The sequence below is a fragment of the Stenotrophomonas sp. TD3 genome, from assembly GCF_001939825.1.
In the GTDB taxonomy this organism is placed as follows: Bacteria; Pseudomonadota; Gammaproteobacteria; order Xanthomonadales; family Xanthomonadaceae; genus Stenotrophomonas.
Map to the genome: position 1 here is coordinate 1,671,389 of NZ_MOYM01000001.1, position 13,237 is coordinate 1,684,625.

General features: G+C 68.2%; 9 protein-coding genes and 1 other RNA gene. 6 read left to right on the top strand and 4 right to left on the bottom strand.

The features are described from left to right. The first annotated feature begins 236 nt into the window (after positions 1-236). Together BKE09_RS07920 and BKE09_RS07925 are read left to right on the top strand one after the other, a co-directional pair. Entirely contained in the window at positions 237-1,025 is a 789-nt protein-coding gene (locus tag BKE09_RS07920) for an NRDE family protein (RefSeq protein WP_075675369.1), read from the top strand. A 357-nt stretch (positions 1,026-1,382) separates the two neighbouring features. Continuing rightward, positions 1,383-1,862, top strand: a complete 480-nt coding sequence (locus tag BKE09_RS07925) for a DM13 domain-containing protein (RefSeq protein WP_075675370.1) — start codon at positions 1,383-1,385, stop codon at positions 1,860-1,862. Positions 1,863-1,976: 114 nt separating this feature from the next. On the opposite strand, the gene rnpB is transcribed toward BKE09_RS07925, so the two are convergent. Both rnpB and rsmI read right to left on the bottom strand, forming a co-directional pair. Then, an RNA gene (gene rnpB / locus BKE09_RS07930) (RNase P RNA component class A) lies at positions 1,977-2,328 on the bottom strand. 166 nt (positions 2,329-2,494) lie between these two features. Then, the gene (gene rsmI, locus BKE09_RS07935; RefSeq protein WP_075675371.1) at positions 2,495-3,313 is read right to left on the bottom strand and encodes a 16S rRNA (cytidine(1402)-2'-O)-methyltransferase; all 819 of its coding nucleotides are present in this window, start codon (positions 3,311-3,313) and stop codon (positions 2,495-2,497) included. Positions 3,314-3,394: 81 nt separating this feature from the next. Here rsmI and BKE09_RS07940 point away from each other — a divergent pair, with 81 nt between their 5' ends. From BKE09_RS07940 to BKE09_RS07955, 4 genes are read left to right on the top strand one after another with little or no spacing between them, the layout of a single operon-like run. Beyond that, the gene (locus BKE09_RS07940; protein WP_075676634.1) at positions 3,395-5,116 is read left to right on the top strand and encodes a penicillin-binding protein activator; all 1,722 of its coding nucleotides are present in this window, start codon (positions 3,395-3,397) and stop codon (positions 5,114-5,116) included. After that, positions 5,106-5,474 carry a YraN family protein gene (locus tag BKE09_RS07945; protein ID WP_170871734.1) on the top strand — a complete coding sequence of 123 codons (369 nt, stop codon included), beginning with the start codon at positions 5,106-5,108 and terminating at the stop codon, positions 5,472-5,474. The genes BKE09_RS07940 and BKE09_RS07945 overlap by 11 nt, the downstream gene beginning before the upstream one ends. Before the next feature lie 49 nt (positions 5,475-5,523). Next, positions 5,524-6,105 (top strand): metal-dependent hydrolase, encoded by a 582-nt coding sequence (locus BKE09_RS07950; RefSeq protein WP_075675373.1) that lies wholly within the window; start codon positions 5,524-5,526, stop codon positions 6,103-6,105. After that, positions 6,102-7,487, top strand: coding sequence for an FAD-linked oxidase C-terminal domain-containing protein (locus BKE09_RS07955; RefSeq protein ID WP_075675374.1), 1,386 nt, complete (start codon positions 6,102-6,104; stop codon positions 7,485-7,487). The genes BKE09_RS07950 and BKE09_RS07955 overlap by 4 nt, the downstream gene beginning before the upstream one ends. 99 nt (positions 7,488-7,586) lie before the next feature. On the opposite strand, the gene BKE09_RS07960 is transcribed toward BKE09_RS07955, so the two are convergent. Both BKE09_RS07960 and BKE09_RS07965 read right to left on the bottom strand, forming a co-directional pair. Further along, positions 7,587-9,587, bottom strand: a complete 2,001-nt coding sequence (locus BKE09_RS07960) for an acyltransferase family protein (protein WP_343124477.1) — start codon at positions 9,585-9,587, stop codon at positions 7,587-7,589. A gap of 211 nt (positions 9,588-9,798) precedes the next feature. Beyond that, on the bottom strand, positions 9,799-13,050 hold the full coding sequence (locus BKE09_RS07965; protein WP_075675376.1) for an autotransporter outer membrane beta-barrel domain-containing protein: 3,252 nt from the start codon (positions 13,048-13,050) through the stop codon (positions 9,799-9,801). Between the last annotated feature and the right edge of the window lie 187 nt (positions 13,051-13,237).

The window sequence follows — 13,237 nt, forward strand, 5'->3', positions numbered from 1 at the left end:
CAGCGGGCCGAGGGTTGTCAACAACTTTTCAGCAGGGAAATCGCCAGCCGCATCAATGGCTTGCAACAACCTTTAGAGAATTGTTCAAGGCTTATCCACAAGTTGCTGATCCGTCTCAATTTTTGAGATTGAACGGAAGTTCAGGGGCGTGGACGGGGCGTGAAACATCGGCCGCGCATTCATCCAGAACGGGCCGGAAACGGCGCCAGACTGCGCAAACCGTGCACAATGAAGCCATGTGCCTGCTCGCTCTTGGCTGGATGCACCACCCGCGCTGGCGGCTGGTGATGACCGGCAACCGTGATGAGTTCCACGCCCGCCCGACGGCGGCGCTGGCCCCCTGGCAGGATGAGACGTCCGTCATCGGGGGGCGCGACCTGCGCTCCGGCGGTGGCTGGGCCGGCGTCGGCGCCTCGGGCCGGATGGCGGTGGTCACCAATGTCCGCGACCCGCTGGCGGCCCAGACCGGCCCGTCGCGGGGCGCGCTGGTGGCCGACTTCCTGCGCGGCCGCGACCCTGCCGCTGTGCATATCGACCGATTGGCGACCGTGGCTGGCGCCTATGCCCCGTTCAATCTGTTGCTGGCCGATAGCGACAGCCTGGAGTACCTGGGCAACCATCCCGCCGAACGGCAGACCCTCGGCCCGGGCGTGCACGGCATGTCCAACGGCGCGCTGGACGCGCCCTGGCCGAAGACCCGGCGGCTGATGGCGGCGCTGTCGGCATGGCTGGAAGAAGACGGGGTCAGATCCCTTTCGCAACGCGAAAGGGATCTGACCCCGGATCTGGCCCCGCTCTGGGCCGCGCTGGCCGACGAACACCGCCCTGCCGACAGCGACCTGCCCGACACCGGCATCGGCCTGGAACGCGAGCGCTGGCTGAGCCCGGCCTTCATCCGCGGCGACGACTACGGCACCCGTGCCAGCACCGTGCTGCTGATCGACGCCGACGGCCACGGCGAGATCCACGAACGCCGTTTCGGCCCGCAGGGCGCACCCAGCGGACAGAGCCACGTCATTTTCTGACCGGGTCCTGCCGGCCGCTGGGCGGATTCTCTTGCCAGCGGGGTAGTGCCGGCCGCTGGCCGGCAACCACTGGATCTTCGGATGCGCCATGAAGCTGCCGGCCAGCGGCCGGCACTACCGGGCATCGCGTTGTCGCGATCCACGCGACGGTGGTCGTCATCGCAACGGACTCGAAACGTCATTCAGCTTCCAACCGCGACCGCGATCCGCCCACGCCACAGGGGCTCCGGCGTCGCAGTCCGCGCACTGTGCCCTTTTCGCATCCGGCACTGTGTCTATAAATGTCGGCCCTGACCTCCCAGGGTGGTCGTGCCCGGCACCGCGCCGCGCGATCGACCGCAACCACACGGAGGCCCCATGCGCCGCATCCTCATCCTGCTCGCCACCCACCTGCTTACCCTCGGCCTTGGCTTCGGCCTGGGCGTCTACCTCCTGCCCATTCTGATCGCCCCCGATGACCCGCCGGTCGCGCAGGTGCAGACCGCCATGAAAGACGCCACCTACCGCACCACCTTCCGCCGCGACCTCAAAGGCAGCGACGCGGTGCACTGGGCCGAAGGCAAGGTCAGCGTCAGCGCCACCCAGGTCGCCTTCGACGGCAAGATGGGACCGGGCCCGGACTACAAGGTCTACCTGGTCCGCGATTTCGTCGACAACAAGGCCGACTTCCTGAAGATCAAGGCGCAGGCCCAGCGCATCGGCGAGGTGAAGACCTTCAACCGCTTCCTGGTCGAGGTTCCCGCGAACGTGGACGTGGACGACTACACCACCGTGGTGGTGTGGTGCGAGCGCTTCTCGCAGTTCATCTCCGCCGGGCAGTACCGTACGCCGGGCTGACCGAGGCATGGGGTCGGATCCCTTTCCTCCGGAAAGGGATCCGACCCCGCAATCACGAAGCTGCCGGCCAGCGGCCGGCACTACCGATGCGCGGTTCACGCATATAGAAGAAAGAGGCGGAGCCGGCCGATAAGCCGGGTTCTGTCGTGGACAGTCATTCCTCTAGGCGTTACGTCACCGCAACGCTCAAGCAACCTACCCGGATCCAACGCGGGCCGCGCCAAAGGATCCCTATTTGGTCTTGCTCCAGGTGGGGTTTGCCGTGCCGGTCTGTTGCCAGACTCGCGGTGCGCTCTTACCGCACCATTTCACCCTTACCGGCCTTCCGAAGAAGACGTAGGCGGTATCTTTCTGTTGCACTTTCCGTCGGCTTGCGCCGCCCAGGCGTTACCTGGCACCTTGCCCTATGGAGCCCGGACTTTCCTCGGCACCCCCGAAGGGATGACGCGACTGTCTGGCCGGCTCCGCCAGCGCGTATTCTAGCGTACGCACGCTTTTCCTGCCGTGCTGATCGCGGCATCCGGTTCATCCATCCACGCATGGCGTGGATCTACCTGGATTCGGGGCCCCTATCCACGCATGGCGTGGATCTACTGCAGTAGCGCCACGCCATGCGCGGCTGCAGCAATCGATCAACTGCCGTACAACGCCTTGCGCGGCGCGCCGGTCAACTCGGCGGCCAGCTTGGCGGCGGTCGACGGCGGCAGGTGCTCACTCAGCTTGGCGTACACGCGGCGGCCATGGGCCAGCTGCGCTTCTTCGTCATCACCCGCGCCCTGCACCATCACCACGAACTCGCCCTTGCGCTGGTTGTCGTCGGCCTCGACCTTGGCCAGCAAGCCGGCCAGGTCGCCATCAAGCACGGTCTCGAACAGCTTGGTCAGCTCGCGGGCCAGCACCGCCGGGCGTTCGCCCCCGAAGATCGCCGCCATGTCGGCCAGCGATTCGGCAATGCGGTGCGAGGATTCGTAGAACACCATCGTGCGCACTTCGCCAGCCAGCGTCTGCAGCCGGTCGCGGCGGCCGCTGGCCTTGGCCGGCAGGAAACCCTCGAAACTGAAACGGTCGCTGGGCAGGCCGGCCACGCTCAGCGCGGCGATGGCGGCGCAGGCACCGGGAATCGGGCTGACCTTGATGCCCGCCGCGCGCGCGGCACGCACCAGCCGGAAACCGGGATCGCTGACCAGCGGGGTGCCCGCATCGCTGACCAGCGCCAGCGACTCGCCGGCCTGCAGGCGCGATACCAGGCGCTGCGCCAGGGCCTCTTCATTGTGTTCGTGCAGGGCCACCAGTGGTTGCTGGATGCCGAAATGGGACAGCAGCTGGCCGCTGCGGCGGGTGTCCTCGGCACAGATGGCCGCCACCGAACGCAGCACCTCCTGCGCGCGCGGGCTCAGATCGGCCAGGTTGCCGATCGGGGTGGCGACGACGTACAGGGTTGGGACACTCATTTCAGCGGTACTCACGGGGCAAGGGTAGAATCGTAGCGTGTACCCGGCCAAGGCCGCTGCCCTCATCGCATGGACCCGATCATGAACAAGCCCGCCGCACGGATCTCCGCCCTGTCGTTGTCGCTGATGCTGCTGGCCGGTTGTGCCACCACCAGCCTGACCAGCACGCCCGATTCGCCGGCCCAGAGCCAGGCGCTGGCGCTGATCGAACAGGGCAAGCCGCGCGACGCCGCACTGCAGCTGGAAGGCCTGGCCGCCACCCTGCGCGGCGGCGCCCGCAGCAACGCACTGGCCGACGCGGCCTGGGCCTGGCACCTGGCCGGCGACAGCGCCCGCGCGCGCAGCCTGCTGGGCCAGCTCACCGCGCGCCAGCTGTCCGGCGCCAGCCTGCAGCGCTACCAGCTGACCGGTGCCGAGCTGGCCCTGGCCGACAAGCAGCCGGCGCAGGCGCTGGCCCTGCTGAAGGACCATGGCGACAACGTGCTGCCGGCCCTGCGTACGCGCTGGTACCTGGCCCGTGCCGGCGCCCTGCAGGGCACCGGCGATGCCTTCGGCGCCGCCACCGAGCGCGCCCGCGCCCATGCCAGCCTGACCGGCAGTGCGCGCAGCGATAACCAGGCCGCCATTGCCGGCCTGCTCGGCACCCTCGACGACGCCACGCTGCGCAGCCGCGCCGCCGCCCTGCCGGCCAACGACCCGCTCTACAACTTCGCCGGCCGCGCACTGATCGCGCGTGGCCTGCCGCTGCCGCGCCCGTTCGACCGCGATGGCGCGGCCCAGTTCGACACCAGCAAGCGCCCGCCGGCGATGAGCGACGGTTACCGGCCGCCGGCCAAGCTGGCCGTGCTGCTGCCGCTCAGCGGCCGCCTGGCCACCGCCGCACAGCCGGTGCGCGATGGCCTGTTGAGCGCCTACTACGGTGAAAGCCGTCGTCGCCCGGACATCAATTTCTTCGACACCGCCGGCACCCCGGCCGGTGCCCTCGCCGCCTACGACAAGGCCGTCGCCTCCGGTGCCGACTTCGTGGTGGGCCCGCTGGGCCGCGACGAGGTGGACGCGGTGTACGGCCGCCAGCAGCTGCAGGTGCCGGTGCTGGCCCTGAACCGTGGCAAGGACGCACCGCCGGCCGGCAGCGCCGGTTTCTCGCTGGCACCGGAAGACGACGGCATCGTCGCGGCCGAGTACCTGCGCGGCCGCGAGCGCGGCAAGGCGCTGGTGATCAACAGCGCCGACGACACCGGCCGCCGTGCCGCCGCCGCCTTCGCCCAGCGCTTCGCCCAGCGCGGTGGCCAGGTCGTGGCCACGGTCGGCGTCAGCGATGCGGTGGGCGACGTCAGCGCCCAGGTGCGCAACGCCGGCCAGGTCGATGCCGTGTTCCTCGCCGTGCGTGCGCCGCAGGCCCGCCTGCTGGCGCCGCAGCTGGCGCTGGCCGGTGCCGGTGGCGCGACCCGGGTCGGCACCTCGCAGCTGACCGTCGGCAGCGGCAAGGTGGAAGAAGACGTGGCGCTGGACGGCATCGTCTACCCGAACGAAGCCTGGAACGTGCGCAGCGTGTCCGGACTGCCCTCGGCCAGCCAGGTGGCCAGCACCCTGCCGAGCGCACGCGGTGCGGCCGGCCGCCTGTTCGCCTTCGGCGCCGACGCCTGGAAGATCACCGCCTATCTGGACAAGCTGTCCAACGAGGGCGGCCTGGACGGTGCCACCGGCACCCTGTTCCTGGACAGCAACGGCAACATCCTGCGCCAACCGGCATGGTCGACCTTCAATGGTGGCCGGCCGATGCCGATCGTCGGTGGTCGCTGAGCGCAGCCAACGCGGCTCGGCGGTGGAAGCCGCCGCCGAGCAGCATCTGCAACAGGCCGGGCTGCAGCCGCGCGCGCGCAACGTGCGTTATCGCGGCGGTGAACTGGACCTGGTGATGGACGATGCCGGCACCGTGGTGTTCGTGGAAGTGCGCTACCGCGCGCGCTCCGATTTCGGTGGCGGCGCCGCCTCGGTGGATGCGCGCAAATGCCGGCGCCTGGCGCATGCCGCGCAGCTGTTCCTGCAGGACAACCCGGCGTTGGCCGATGCGCCTTGTCGCTTTGATGTGGTGGAAGCCACGGGTGAACCGCCGCAGTTGAACTGGCTGCGCGATGCGTTCCGGCTGGATGACTGCTGATGGGTCCCCTTTGCCGGCCAGCGGCCGGCACTACCATGGTCCATGACTGATGCCTTCGATCATCACCCATGCCGCTGTGCCGCTGGCGCTGTGGTGCGCCGCTGATCGTGGCCGCATCCCACCGCGCCTGCTCGTGGCCGGCGTGATCGCGGCGATGCTGCCCGATGCCGATGTGCTGGCCTTCGCCCTGCACATTCCCTACGCCGATGCCTTCGGCCATCGCGGCGCCAGCCATTCACTGCTGTTTGCCGCCGTACTGGCGGTGTTGGCCGCGGTGTGGGCGTTCTTTGGTAGTCGCCGACCTTGGTCGGCGGGTGTGCGCCAACCATGGTTGGCATCTACCGTACAAGCCGCTGTATTCGTCTTCGTCTGCGCGGCCAGCCATCCCTTGCTCGATGCGATGACCTCCGGCGGCCTCGGCGTCGCCCTGGCCTGGCCGTGGAGCGAACACCGCTTCTTCGCACCGTGGCGACCCATCCGCGTTTCACCGTTCGCGCCGCAGTTCTTCAGCGCGCGCGGCTTGGCCACCCTGCTCTCCGAACTGCGCTGGGTGTGGCTGCCGCTGGCTACCGCCGTCGTCGCCTGGAAACTGATCCAACCCGCTCCTGCTGCCCCACGAGATCCGTCATGAGTCCTACCCTGCCCGCCACCCTGGTCGCCGAACTGTCCACCCTGCTGGGCGCGGAGGGCTGGCGCATGGATGACAGCGCGCTGGAAGCCAACGCGCAGGACAACTCATGGCGCCGCCAGCGCCCGGCCGCGGTGGCGCTGCCGGCCGACGTCGAACAGGTGCAGGCACTGGTACGTGCCTGTCGCACGCATGGCGTGGCGCTGGTCGCGCGCGGTGCCGGCACCGGCACTACCGGTGCAGCGGTCCCGCAGCCGGGCAGCATCGTGCTCTCGTTCACCCGCATGGACCGCATCGTCGAGATCCGCGCCGGTGATCGCTGTGCGGTCGTGCAGCCCGGCGTGCTCAATGGCACCCTGCAGCAGGCACTGGCCCCGCATGGCCTGTTCTGGGCACCGGATCCTTCCAGCGCCGAGATCTGCAGCATTGGCGGCAACCTGGCCTGCAACGCCGGCGGCCCGCGCGCGGTGAAGTACGGCACCAGCCGCGACAACGTGCTGGGTCTGGTGGCGGTGACCGGCACCGGCGACGTGATCCGCTGCGGCGGCGCTTACACCAAGGACGCCACCGGCTACGACCTCACCCACCTGTTGGTAGGCAGCGAAGGCACGCTGGCGCTGATCGTGGAAGCCACGCTGAAGCTGACCCCGTTGCCGGTCAGCCAGGCCGGCCTGCGCGTGCTGTACCGCGATGCCGATGCTGCTGCGGCCGCCGTGTCGCGGTTGATGTCGCAGCCGATGGTACCCACCCGCCTGGAATTCATGGACGCGCGCAGCCTGGAGCTGCTGCGGCTCAATGGTGCTGACGTGCCGGAGGCCGGTGCGATGCTGCTGGTCGAGGCCGATGGTGACCACGACACCCTGCCCTATCTGCTGCAGGCCCTGGCCAGTGCCGCCGAAGGCAACGGCGTGATCGAACTGGACGTGGCGATGGAAGGCCGTGCACGCGACCAGCTGTGGGCGGCGCGCAAGGCGCTGTCGCCTGCACTGCGCAGTGTGGCGCCGGGCAAGATCAATGAAGATGTGGTGGTCCCGGTGTCGCGCATTCCAGACCTGGTGGCCGGCGTGCAGGCGCTGGCACGCGACTACACGCTCACCATCGTCACCTTCGGCCATGCTGGCAATGGCAACCTGCACGTCAACATCCTCTACCACCCGGACGATGCCGACGAGAACGCACGCGCGCATGCCGCGCTGCCAAGGATCTTCGAGCTGACGCTGGCGCTGGGTGGCACGCTGTCGGGTGAGCACGGGATTGGCCTGGCCAAGCGTGATTTCATGGCGCAGGCGTTCACTGCGGAAACGCTGGCGACGATGCGCGCGATCAAGGCCGCGCTGGACCCGGACGGCATTCTCAACCCGGGTAAGGTGCTGCCGCCGGCATAGGCGCGCGCCTACCTGTAGAGCCGAGCCATGCTCGGCTCACCGCGCGCAGCGCGGGCTTCCTGCCTGCGGAACGCAGAGCAGCCGAGCATGGGCTCGGCTCTACACCGGCTTGTCGCTCGCGATATCGATCAGCGTCTGCCGGAAGCTGGGCAACAGCACACGGTTGCCATGCCCGCTCAGGTGATCATTGTCGAAGAACAGCGGTTCACCGTCTTCCACCGCCGAACAGGTGTCTGGCCCGCACAGCAACGGCATCGGGTCCCACACAGTCAACGCGGGATACCGCGCTGCCAACTCGGCCAGCAACGCCATCTGCGGCACGCGCAGCCTCTCCAGATCCGCGCGCGGCATGCTCAGGCCTCCGGCGCATGCCGGATTGTGGCGGTTGAACCAGTCCGAACAGCGGTACGCACCGGCCTTGAACAACGGCAGCGGTGCATCCACAACCACATGCACGCCCAGCTTCTGCAGACGCCCAAGAACACGATCAGCCTCATCACGCGCGGCCTGCGCATTGGTCGGCGTGCGCTCGGCAAGCAATTGACGATAGATCTGCTGCGCATCCTGCTGTTGCCAGTCGAATCCACGCAGCTCCGGCATGCGCAATGCCGCCAGCAGCACGATGTCACCGGGACGTGCCTCGCGCTCGATGGTCGACAGCGCGTCTTCGATGAAGTCCTGGCAGTCGGCCGGGCTGGCCCGCAGCAGGTTGACGAAGCTGCAGCCGCCGCGATCCTGCTGGCGCACCTCCATGCCCGTCTGCCGCGCGACCATGCTGGTCATGGTGCGATACGCCGCCGCGTGCGAATCACCGGCCACGAACAGGCGCCGCCCTTCAAGCGCCGGCGCACTCACCGGTTCCAACGGGCGCCACGCCGGGTAGCGGCGCGCCTGCCATGCGTAGCCGTCGCGGGTCACGCTGAGCGAGACCTGCTCGTGGTATTCCACCGTGGCCCAGGCACCCGCGCCGCATAGCGCGACCACGGGTAGCGCCATCGCCAGCACCTTGGCCGGTGCCAGGCGCAGCAGCGGCGCCGCACTGCGCAGCGGGCGCTCGATGAAGTGATACGACACGGCGGATACCGCCAGCAGCAGTACCGGATACAGCCACAACGCGGCACCGTGCAGGCCGTAGGTCCAGCGCAGCAGCACCAGCAGCGGCCAATGCCACAGGTACAGCGAATAGGACAACCGGCCCAGGTAGGCCAGCGGTGCGCAGCCCAGCACACGGGCGATGCGCGATGTCCCCACTGTCGACACGCTCGCCAACAGCAACAGGGTACCGGCCACGGTGGCCAGCACGCCCGGCACCGGCATCGCCAGCTGCGGGGCGATCACCACACCTGCGGCCAGCAGCACCAGGCCGGCCGCTGCAACCGCGTCACCGTTCTGGCCGGGCGTACGCGTACGCATCCACTGGTACAGCAGCGCGCCCGCGGCCAGCTCCCAGAACCGTGCCGGCAGCAGATAGAACGCTGCCGCCGGTGCCGATTGCGCCTGCCAGCCCGCCCACGTCAGCGACAGCACGGTGAGCACCGGCAACAGCCAGCGCGACCACGGCCAGCGCTCACGCCCGCGCAGCCACACGAAGAACAACAGCGGGAAGACCAGGTAGAACTGCTCTTCCACACCCAGCGTCCATGTATGCAGGAACGGATTGAGTTCAGCGCCGGGTGAGAAGTAATCGTCCTGCTGGCCGGCCAGCACGATGTTGCTGAAGCCGACCAGCGCGGCCCAGCCGGTCTGGTCGAACTGCTCATTGCGCCACGCGCGGGGAATGAACAGTGCCGACAGTACGAAGGTGGCCATCAGCATCACCAGCAGCGCCGGCAACAGGCGCAGCACGCGGCGCCGGTAGAAGTCGAGCAGCATCGCGCCCAGCGACGCATGGGCGCGCGAGGCCAGCGACTGGCTGATCACAAAGCCGGACACCACGAAGAACAGGTCGACGCCGGTGAAGCCGCCGGGCAGCCACGTCGCGTTGGTGTGGAAAAGGACGACGGCCAGCACCGCCAGTGCACGCAGGCCATCGATGGCGGCGTTGTGGGAACGTTCGGGAGAGGACACGCGGGCAACCGGCAGAAGACAGGGCGGCAGCATCGCCACCGTTTGCGCAGTCATTCAATGGACAATCGCGACAGACGTGGACATGGTTCAGGTCCGGCCCCTGCTCGACGCGGTTGTAGAGCCGAGCCATGCTCGGCTGCCCTTCGTCCAGAGCGCTGTGAGCCGAGCATAGGCTCGGCTCTACAGCAGCCGTCGGGTCGGATCCCATTGCCATGGCAAAGGGATCCGACCCCGCTTCACGCGCTTACCAGGCCATGCGCAGGCCCAGCTGGCCGCTCACGTTGCGGTAGCCATGATCGCCGCGCTGCACGCTCATGCCACCCCACGCACCCCAACGCTGGCCCAGCCTCAGCTCGCCACCGGCCTGCACTTCATAGCGGTTGCGCGGCACGTCCGCACCCAGCGTGTCGCCGTTGAACTGCAACGTACTGGTGCCGCTGCCACGCAGCCAGTTCACGCCCAGGTACGGCTGCACGGTGTTGCCGGCGGCCGTGCCATGGCCGAACACACGCACGCCCAGGCGCCCGCTCAGGCCACCGGCGTCGGCGTGATCGACCACCGTGCCGTTGCTCTCCACGTGGCGATCGGCGCGGAAATCGACATGGCTCAGCTGCAGCTGTGGCTGCACATACAGTGCGCTGGCGGTGCCCTGCCACACATTGAATGTGTAGCCGGACTCCAGTGACGCAGTGGCCATGCGCGAGTCGTAGTGCTCCGGCGCCAGGCCGATGCCCTGCACGCGGTTATCGAAGCGGCCGTACTGCAGGGCTGCATCCACATACGCGCCCCGCGTGCCGTCCGCTTCCTGCATCCAGGTGCCGTACACACCCACGGCGCTGCCACGCACCCGGCCCTTGGCGCTGTAACCGGTCAGATCGGACACTACGCTGCTGTCGGCGCGGCCGCTGCCCAGCATCACACCGGCAACCGCGTTGCCACGCTGCAGCAGGTCAGTGCCGATCTGCAACATCGAGGTGTTGCCATCAATCGACAGCTGGCCGCCGACCGCGCTGAAATCCGCCTGCTGCCGACCCACGCGTGCCCAGGCCTGGCGCTCGCCGTCCATCGAACGTGCGCCATTGCGCTCGTGCATGCGGTGCGCGAACAGGTTGATCGCCGCCGACTGGTTGGCCAGGTAAGCCCCCGCTTCCGGGCGCAGCACCGGTGGCGGCAGGATCGGATCGCCCGGATCGCCCGGATCGCCCGGATCAGTCGGATCAGTCGGATCAGTCGGATCAGTGGGATCGGTTGGATCCGGATCCGGGCCCGGATCGACCACGCACCCCGGTGCGGCCGGGTTGTCCTGGCAGATATCGAACCACTGCGAACGCAGATACCAGTTGCCATCGGCAGGATCCGCCAGACCGCCCTGGAACAGGAAGTACTCGTACGATCCGCCCACCGCGCGGCCGCTCAGCGCGTAGCTCGCCAGTGATGCGCCGTCGACCTCAATCAACGGAATGCCATCGACCGTCGGCCCACCCACGCCACCGATGTTCTTCACCGCGATCAACGCGTCGCCGGAAGTATCGCCGCGCACGTGCAGGCGGTCCATCGCGCTGTCATCGCCGACCAGCGCGCCCTGGAACAGGAACGTCGCACCCTCGCTGTGCAGGTCGCCGTCCACGGTGAGCGTGTTGAAGCGACCACTGCCGTCTGACAGCGCCACGCCGCTGTTGAGCACCTGCAACTCGCCCACCGTGGCATCACTGGTCAACGTCCACTGGCTGCCGCTTTCAATTGCCATCGTCTGCACCAGATCCGACGAACCCTGCCACAGCGATCCATCCGACAGCCGTACATGCACGTCCGACTGTGGCGGTAGTCCAGCGTCCTCGTCCTCCGGCGTGATGACGACGTCGCCGTCCATCCGCGAGCGGCCCTCCAGCACCACATCGAAGCGCCCGGCCACTGCGGCATCCAGTGCCAGCGCAATGCCATTGCCGCCCGATACCAGTACGCCGTTGGACAGCGTCAGGCCAGGGTCGCGGCTGCTGCGCAGCCACACGCCGCCATGCTGGGCACTTACCAGCGAGCCGCCGTCGATACGCATCCGCCCGTTGTCATTGATCACCGCCGCCCACGCGCCCTCGCCTTCGGCGCGCACATGGGTATTGGTCAAGGCGATCTGCCCAGCCCCACCGGCAATGACACCGTGCGAAGATCGGCCAAGGGTCTGCAAGCGGCTGTCGACCAGCGTGACGGTCCCGCCGGTGCGCGCAATCGCCGCAGCAGACCCATCACCTTCGGTCAGCACCTGGGTATCGACCGCCTCGATCCCGGGCGGCCGCCCCGCGCCGCCCTGCGCATACAGACCATGGGCAGAACGCCCCTCTGTGCGCAGGTTGGTACTGAAAAGCTGCGCGCTGCCCCCTCGTGCATCAAGACCGAGTCCACCGTCGCCCTGGGCCGCCACCGAAGAATCGCGCAGCACCAGCGTGGAATCGTTGGGCATCCAGATGGCGGTACCCGCAGACGCCGCAAGCGAGCTGCGCTCCACTGTCACGACGTTGCCTCGGCCATTGATATCCAACGCGACCAGCTCGCTGCGGACACTGCTGTCGCGCAGGTTCACGCTGCCATTGTCCCTCAGCATCAGACCCGTGTTGCCGGACAGCTCGCTGCTCTGAACGTCCAGTGCACCACCCGACTGATCGACAGTGCGACCGTGGGCACCGTGCACGCTGATGCGGCTGTTGGAAACCTCGACGCTGCCTCCCATCGCCAGACCGACGGCGGTGTCACCGCGCATGTCGATGTCCACACCCGTCATCACCAGGCGCGCGCCGCGATGTGCCGTTGCGGCTACGCCAGAATGGCCAACGCGTCCAATGCTCGCGTCCTGCAGGATCACCTCGGCCGTGCCGGTCGCCAGAACGCCACTGCCCGCGTCGCCCGCCACATCGATGTGGACCGCATCCAGCGTTGCTGTACCCGCATTCGCATATAGACCGTAGGTGCCGTAGCGGTTCACCTGCAGGTGGGCGCCCTGCACCTGCAGCGTGCCTCCCATCAGTCGCAGCGCATCGCCGCCACTGCTGCGGACCTGCACGTTTTCCAGCACAGCATCCGCGTCCTGCACCTGCACCCCGTGAGCACTGTTGCCGCGTGTCTCGATCACTACGTCGGCGGCCTGCAGTCGGGCACCTGCCGCAACCGACGCGCCTGCCGCCGAAACGCCGGTGGTGGTCACCATTCCACCCTGCAACGAAATCAGGCTGCCCGCGCCTTCAGCGTGCGCCGCGTGGGCGCCGCGTCCTTCGGTAGAGAGATTGACCGGCCCTGTCGGAAGAATACGGCCGCCGTTGATTGCGTAGAAGGCATGCCCCGACGGGTCCCCCGGCAGCACCGGCTCCGTGGTGTGGTAATCGCCTTCGGCAGGCATCTGGTCGTCGCCGTCGGCCACGATCTGCTGGGCCGAGGCGGGAATGCTGGCAAGCAGTGCAATGGCGAGGGCAGCTGGCAGCGCATGGTGGCGTGGGGTGGAAGTGTGCATGGGGTTGTTCCTGAAAGGAGGCGCCATGCTCGGCATCTCCCTTCAATGCCTCCATCGAATCACTTGCAACCCACCTGCGACGGGTTGTCGCAGTGCTGGCTGGCGGCTGAAGGCACGACGGACGTCCAGCGTGCTTTACAACTTTTTGCATGGGACAGCCGGCCCCGCTCGCGGAGACTGCCGCCAG

What these genes read in the sequence shown, in the direction of transcription:
- BKE09_RS07920 (WP_075675369.1), top strand. Translation starts at nt 237, where the DNA reads ATGTGCCTGCTCGCTCTTGGCTGGATGCACCACCCGCGCTGGCGGCTG.
- BKE09_RS07925 (WP_075675370.1), top strand. Translation starts at nt 1,383, where the DNA reads ATGCGCCGCATCCTCATCCTGCTCGCCACCCACCTGCTTACCCTCGGC.
- rsmI (WP_075675371.1), bottom strand. Translation starts at nt 3,313, where the DNA reads ATGAGTGTCCCAACCCTGTACGTCGTCGCCACCCCGATCGGCAACCTG.
- BKE09_RS07940 (WP_075676634.1), top strand. Translation starts at nt 3,395, where the DNA reads ATGAACAAGCCCGCCGCACGGATCTCCGCCCTGTCGTTGTCGCTGATG.
- BKE09_RS07950 (WP_075675373.1), top strand. Translation starts at nt 5,524, where the DNA reads ATGCCTTCGATCATCACCCATGCCGCTGTGCCGCTGGCGCTGTGGTGC.
- BKE09_RS07955 (WP_075675374.1), top strand. Translation starts at nt 6,102, where the DNA reads ATGAGTCCTACCCTGCCCGCCACCCTGGTCGCCGAACTGTCCACCCTG.
- BKE09_RS07960 (WP_343124477.1), bottom strand. Translation starts at nt 9,587, where the DNA reads ATGCTGCCGCCCTGTCTTCTGCCGGTTGCCCGCGTGTCCTCTCCCGAA.
- BKE09_RS07965 (WP_075675376.1), bottom strand. Translation starts at nt 13,050, where the DNA reads ATGCACACTTCCACCCCACGCCACCATGCGCTGCCAGCTGCCCTCGCC.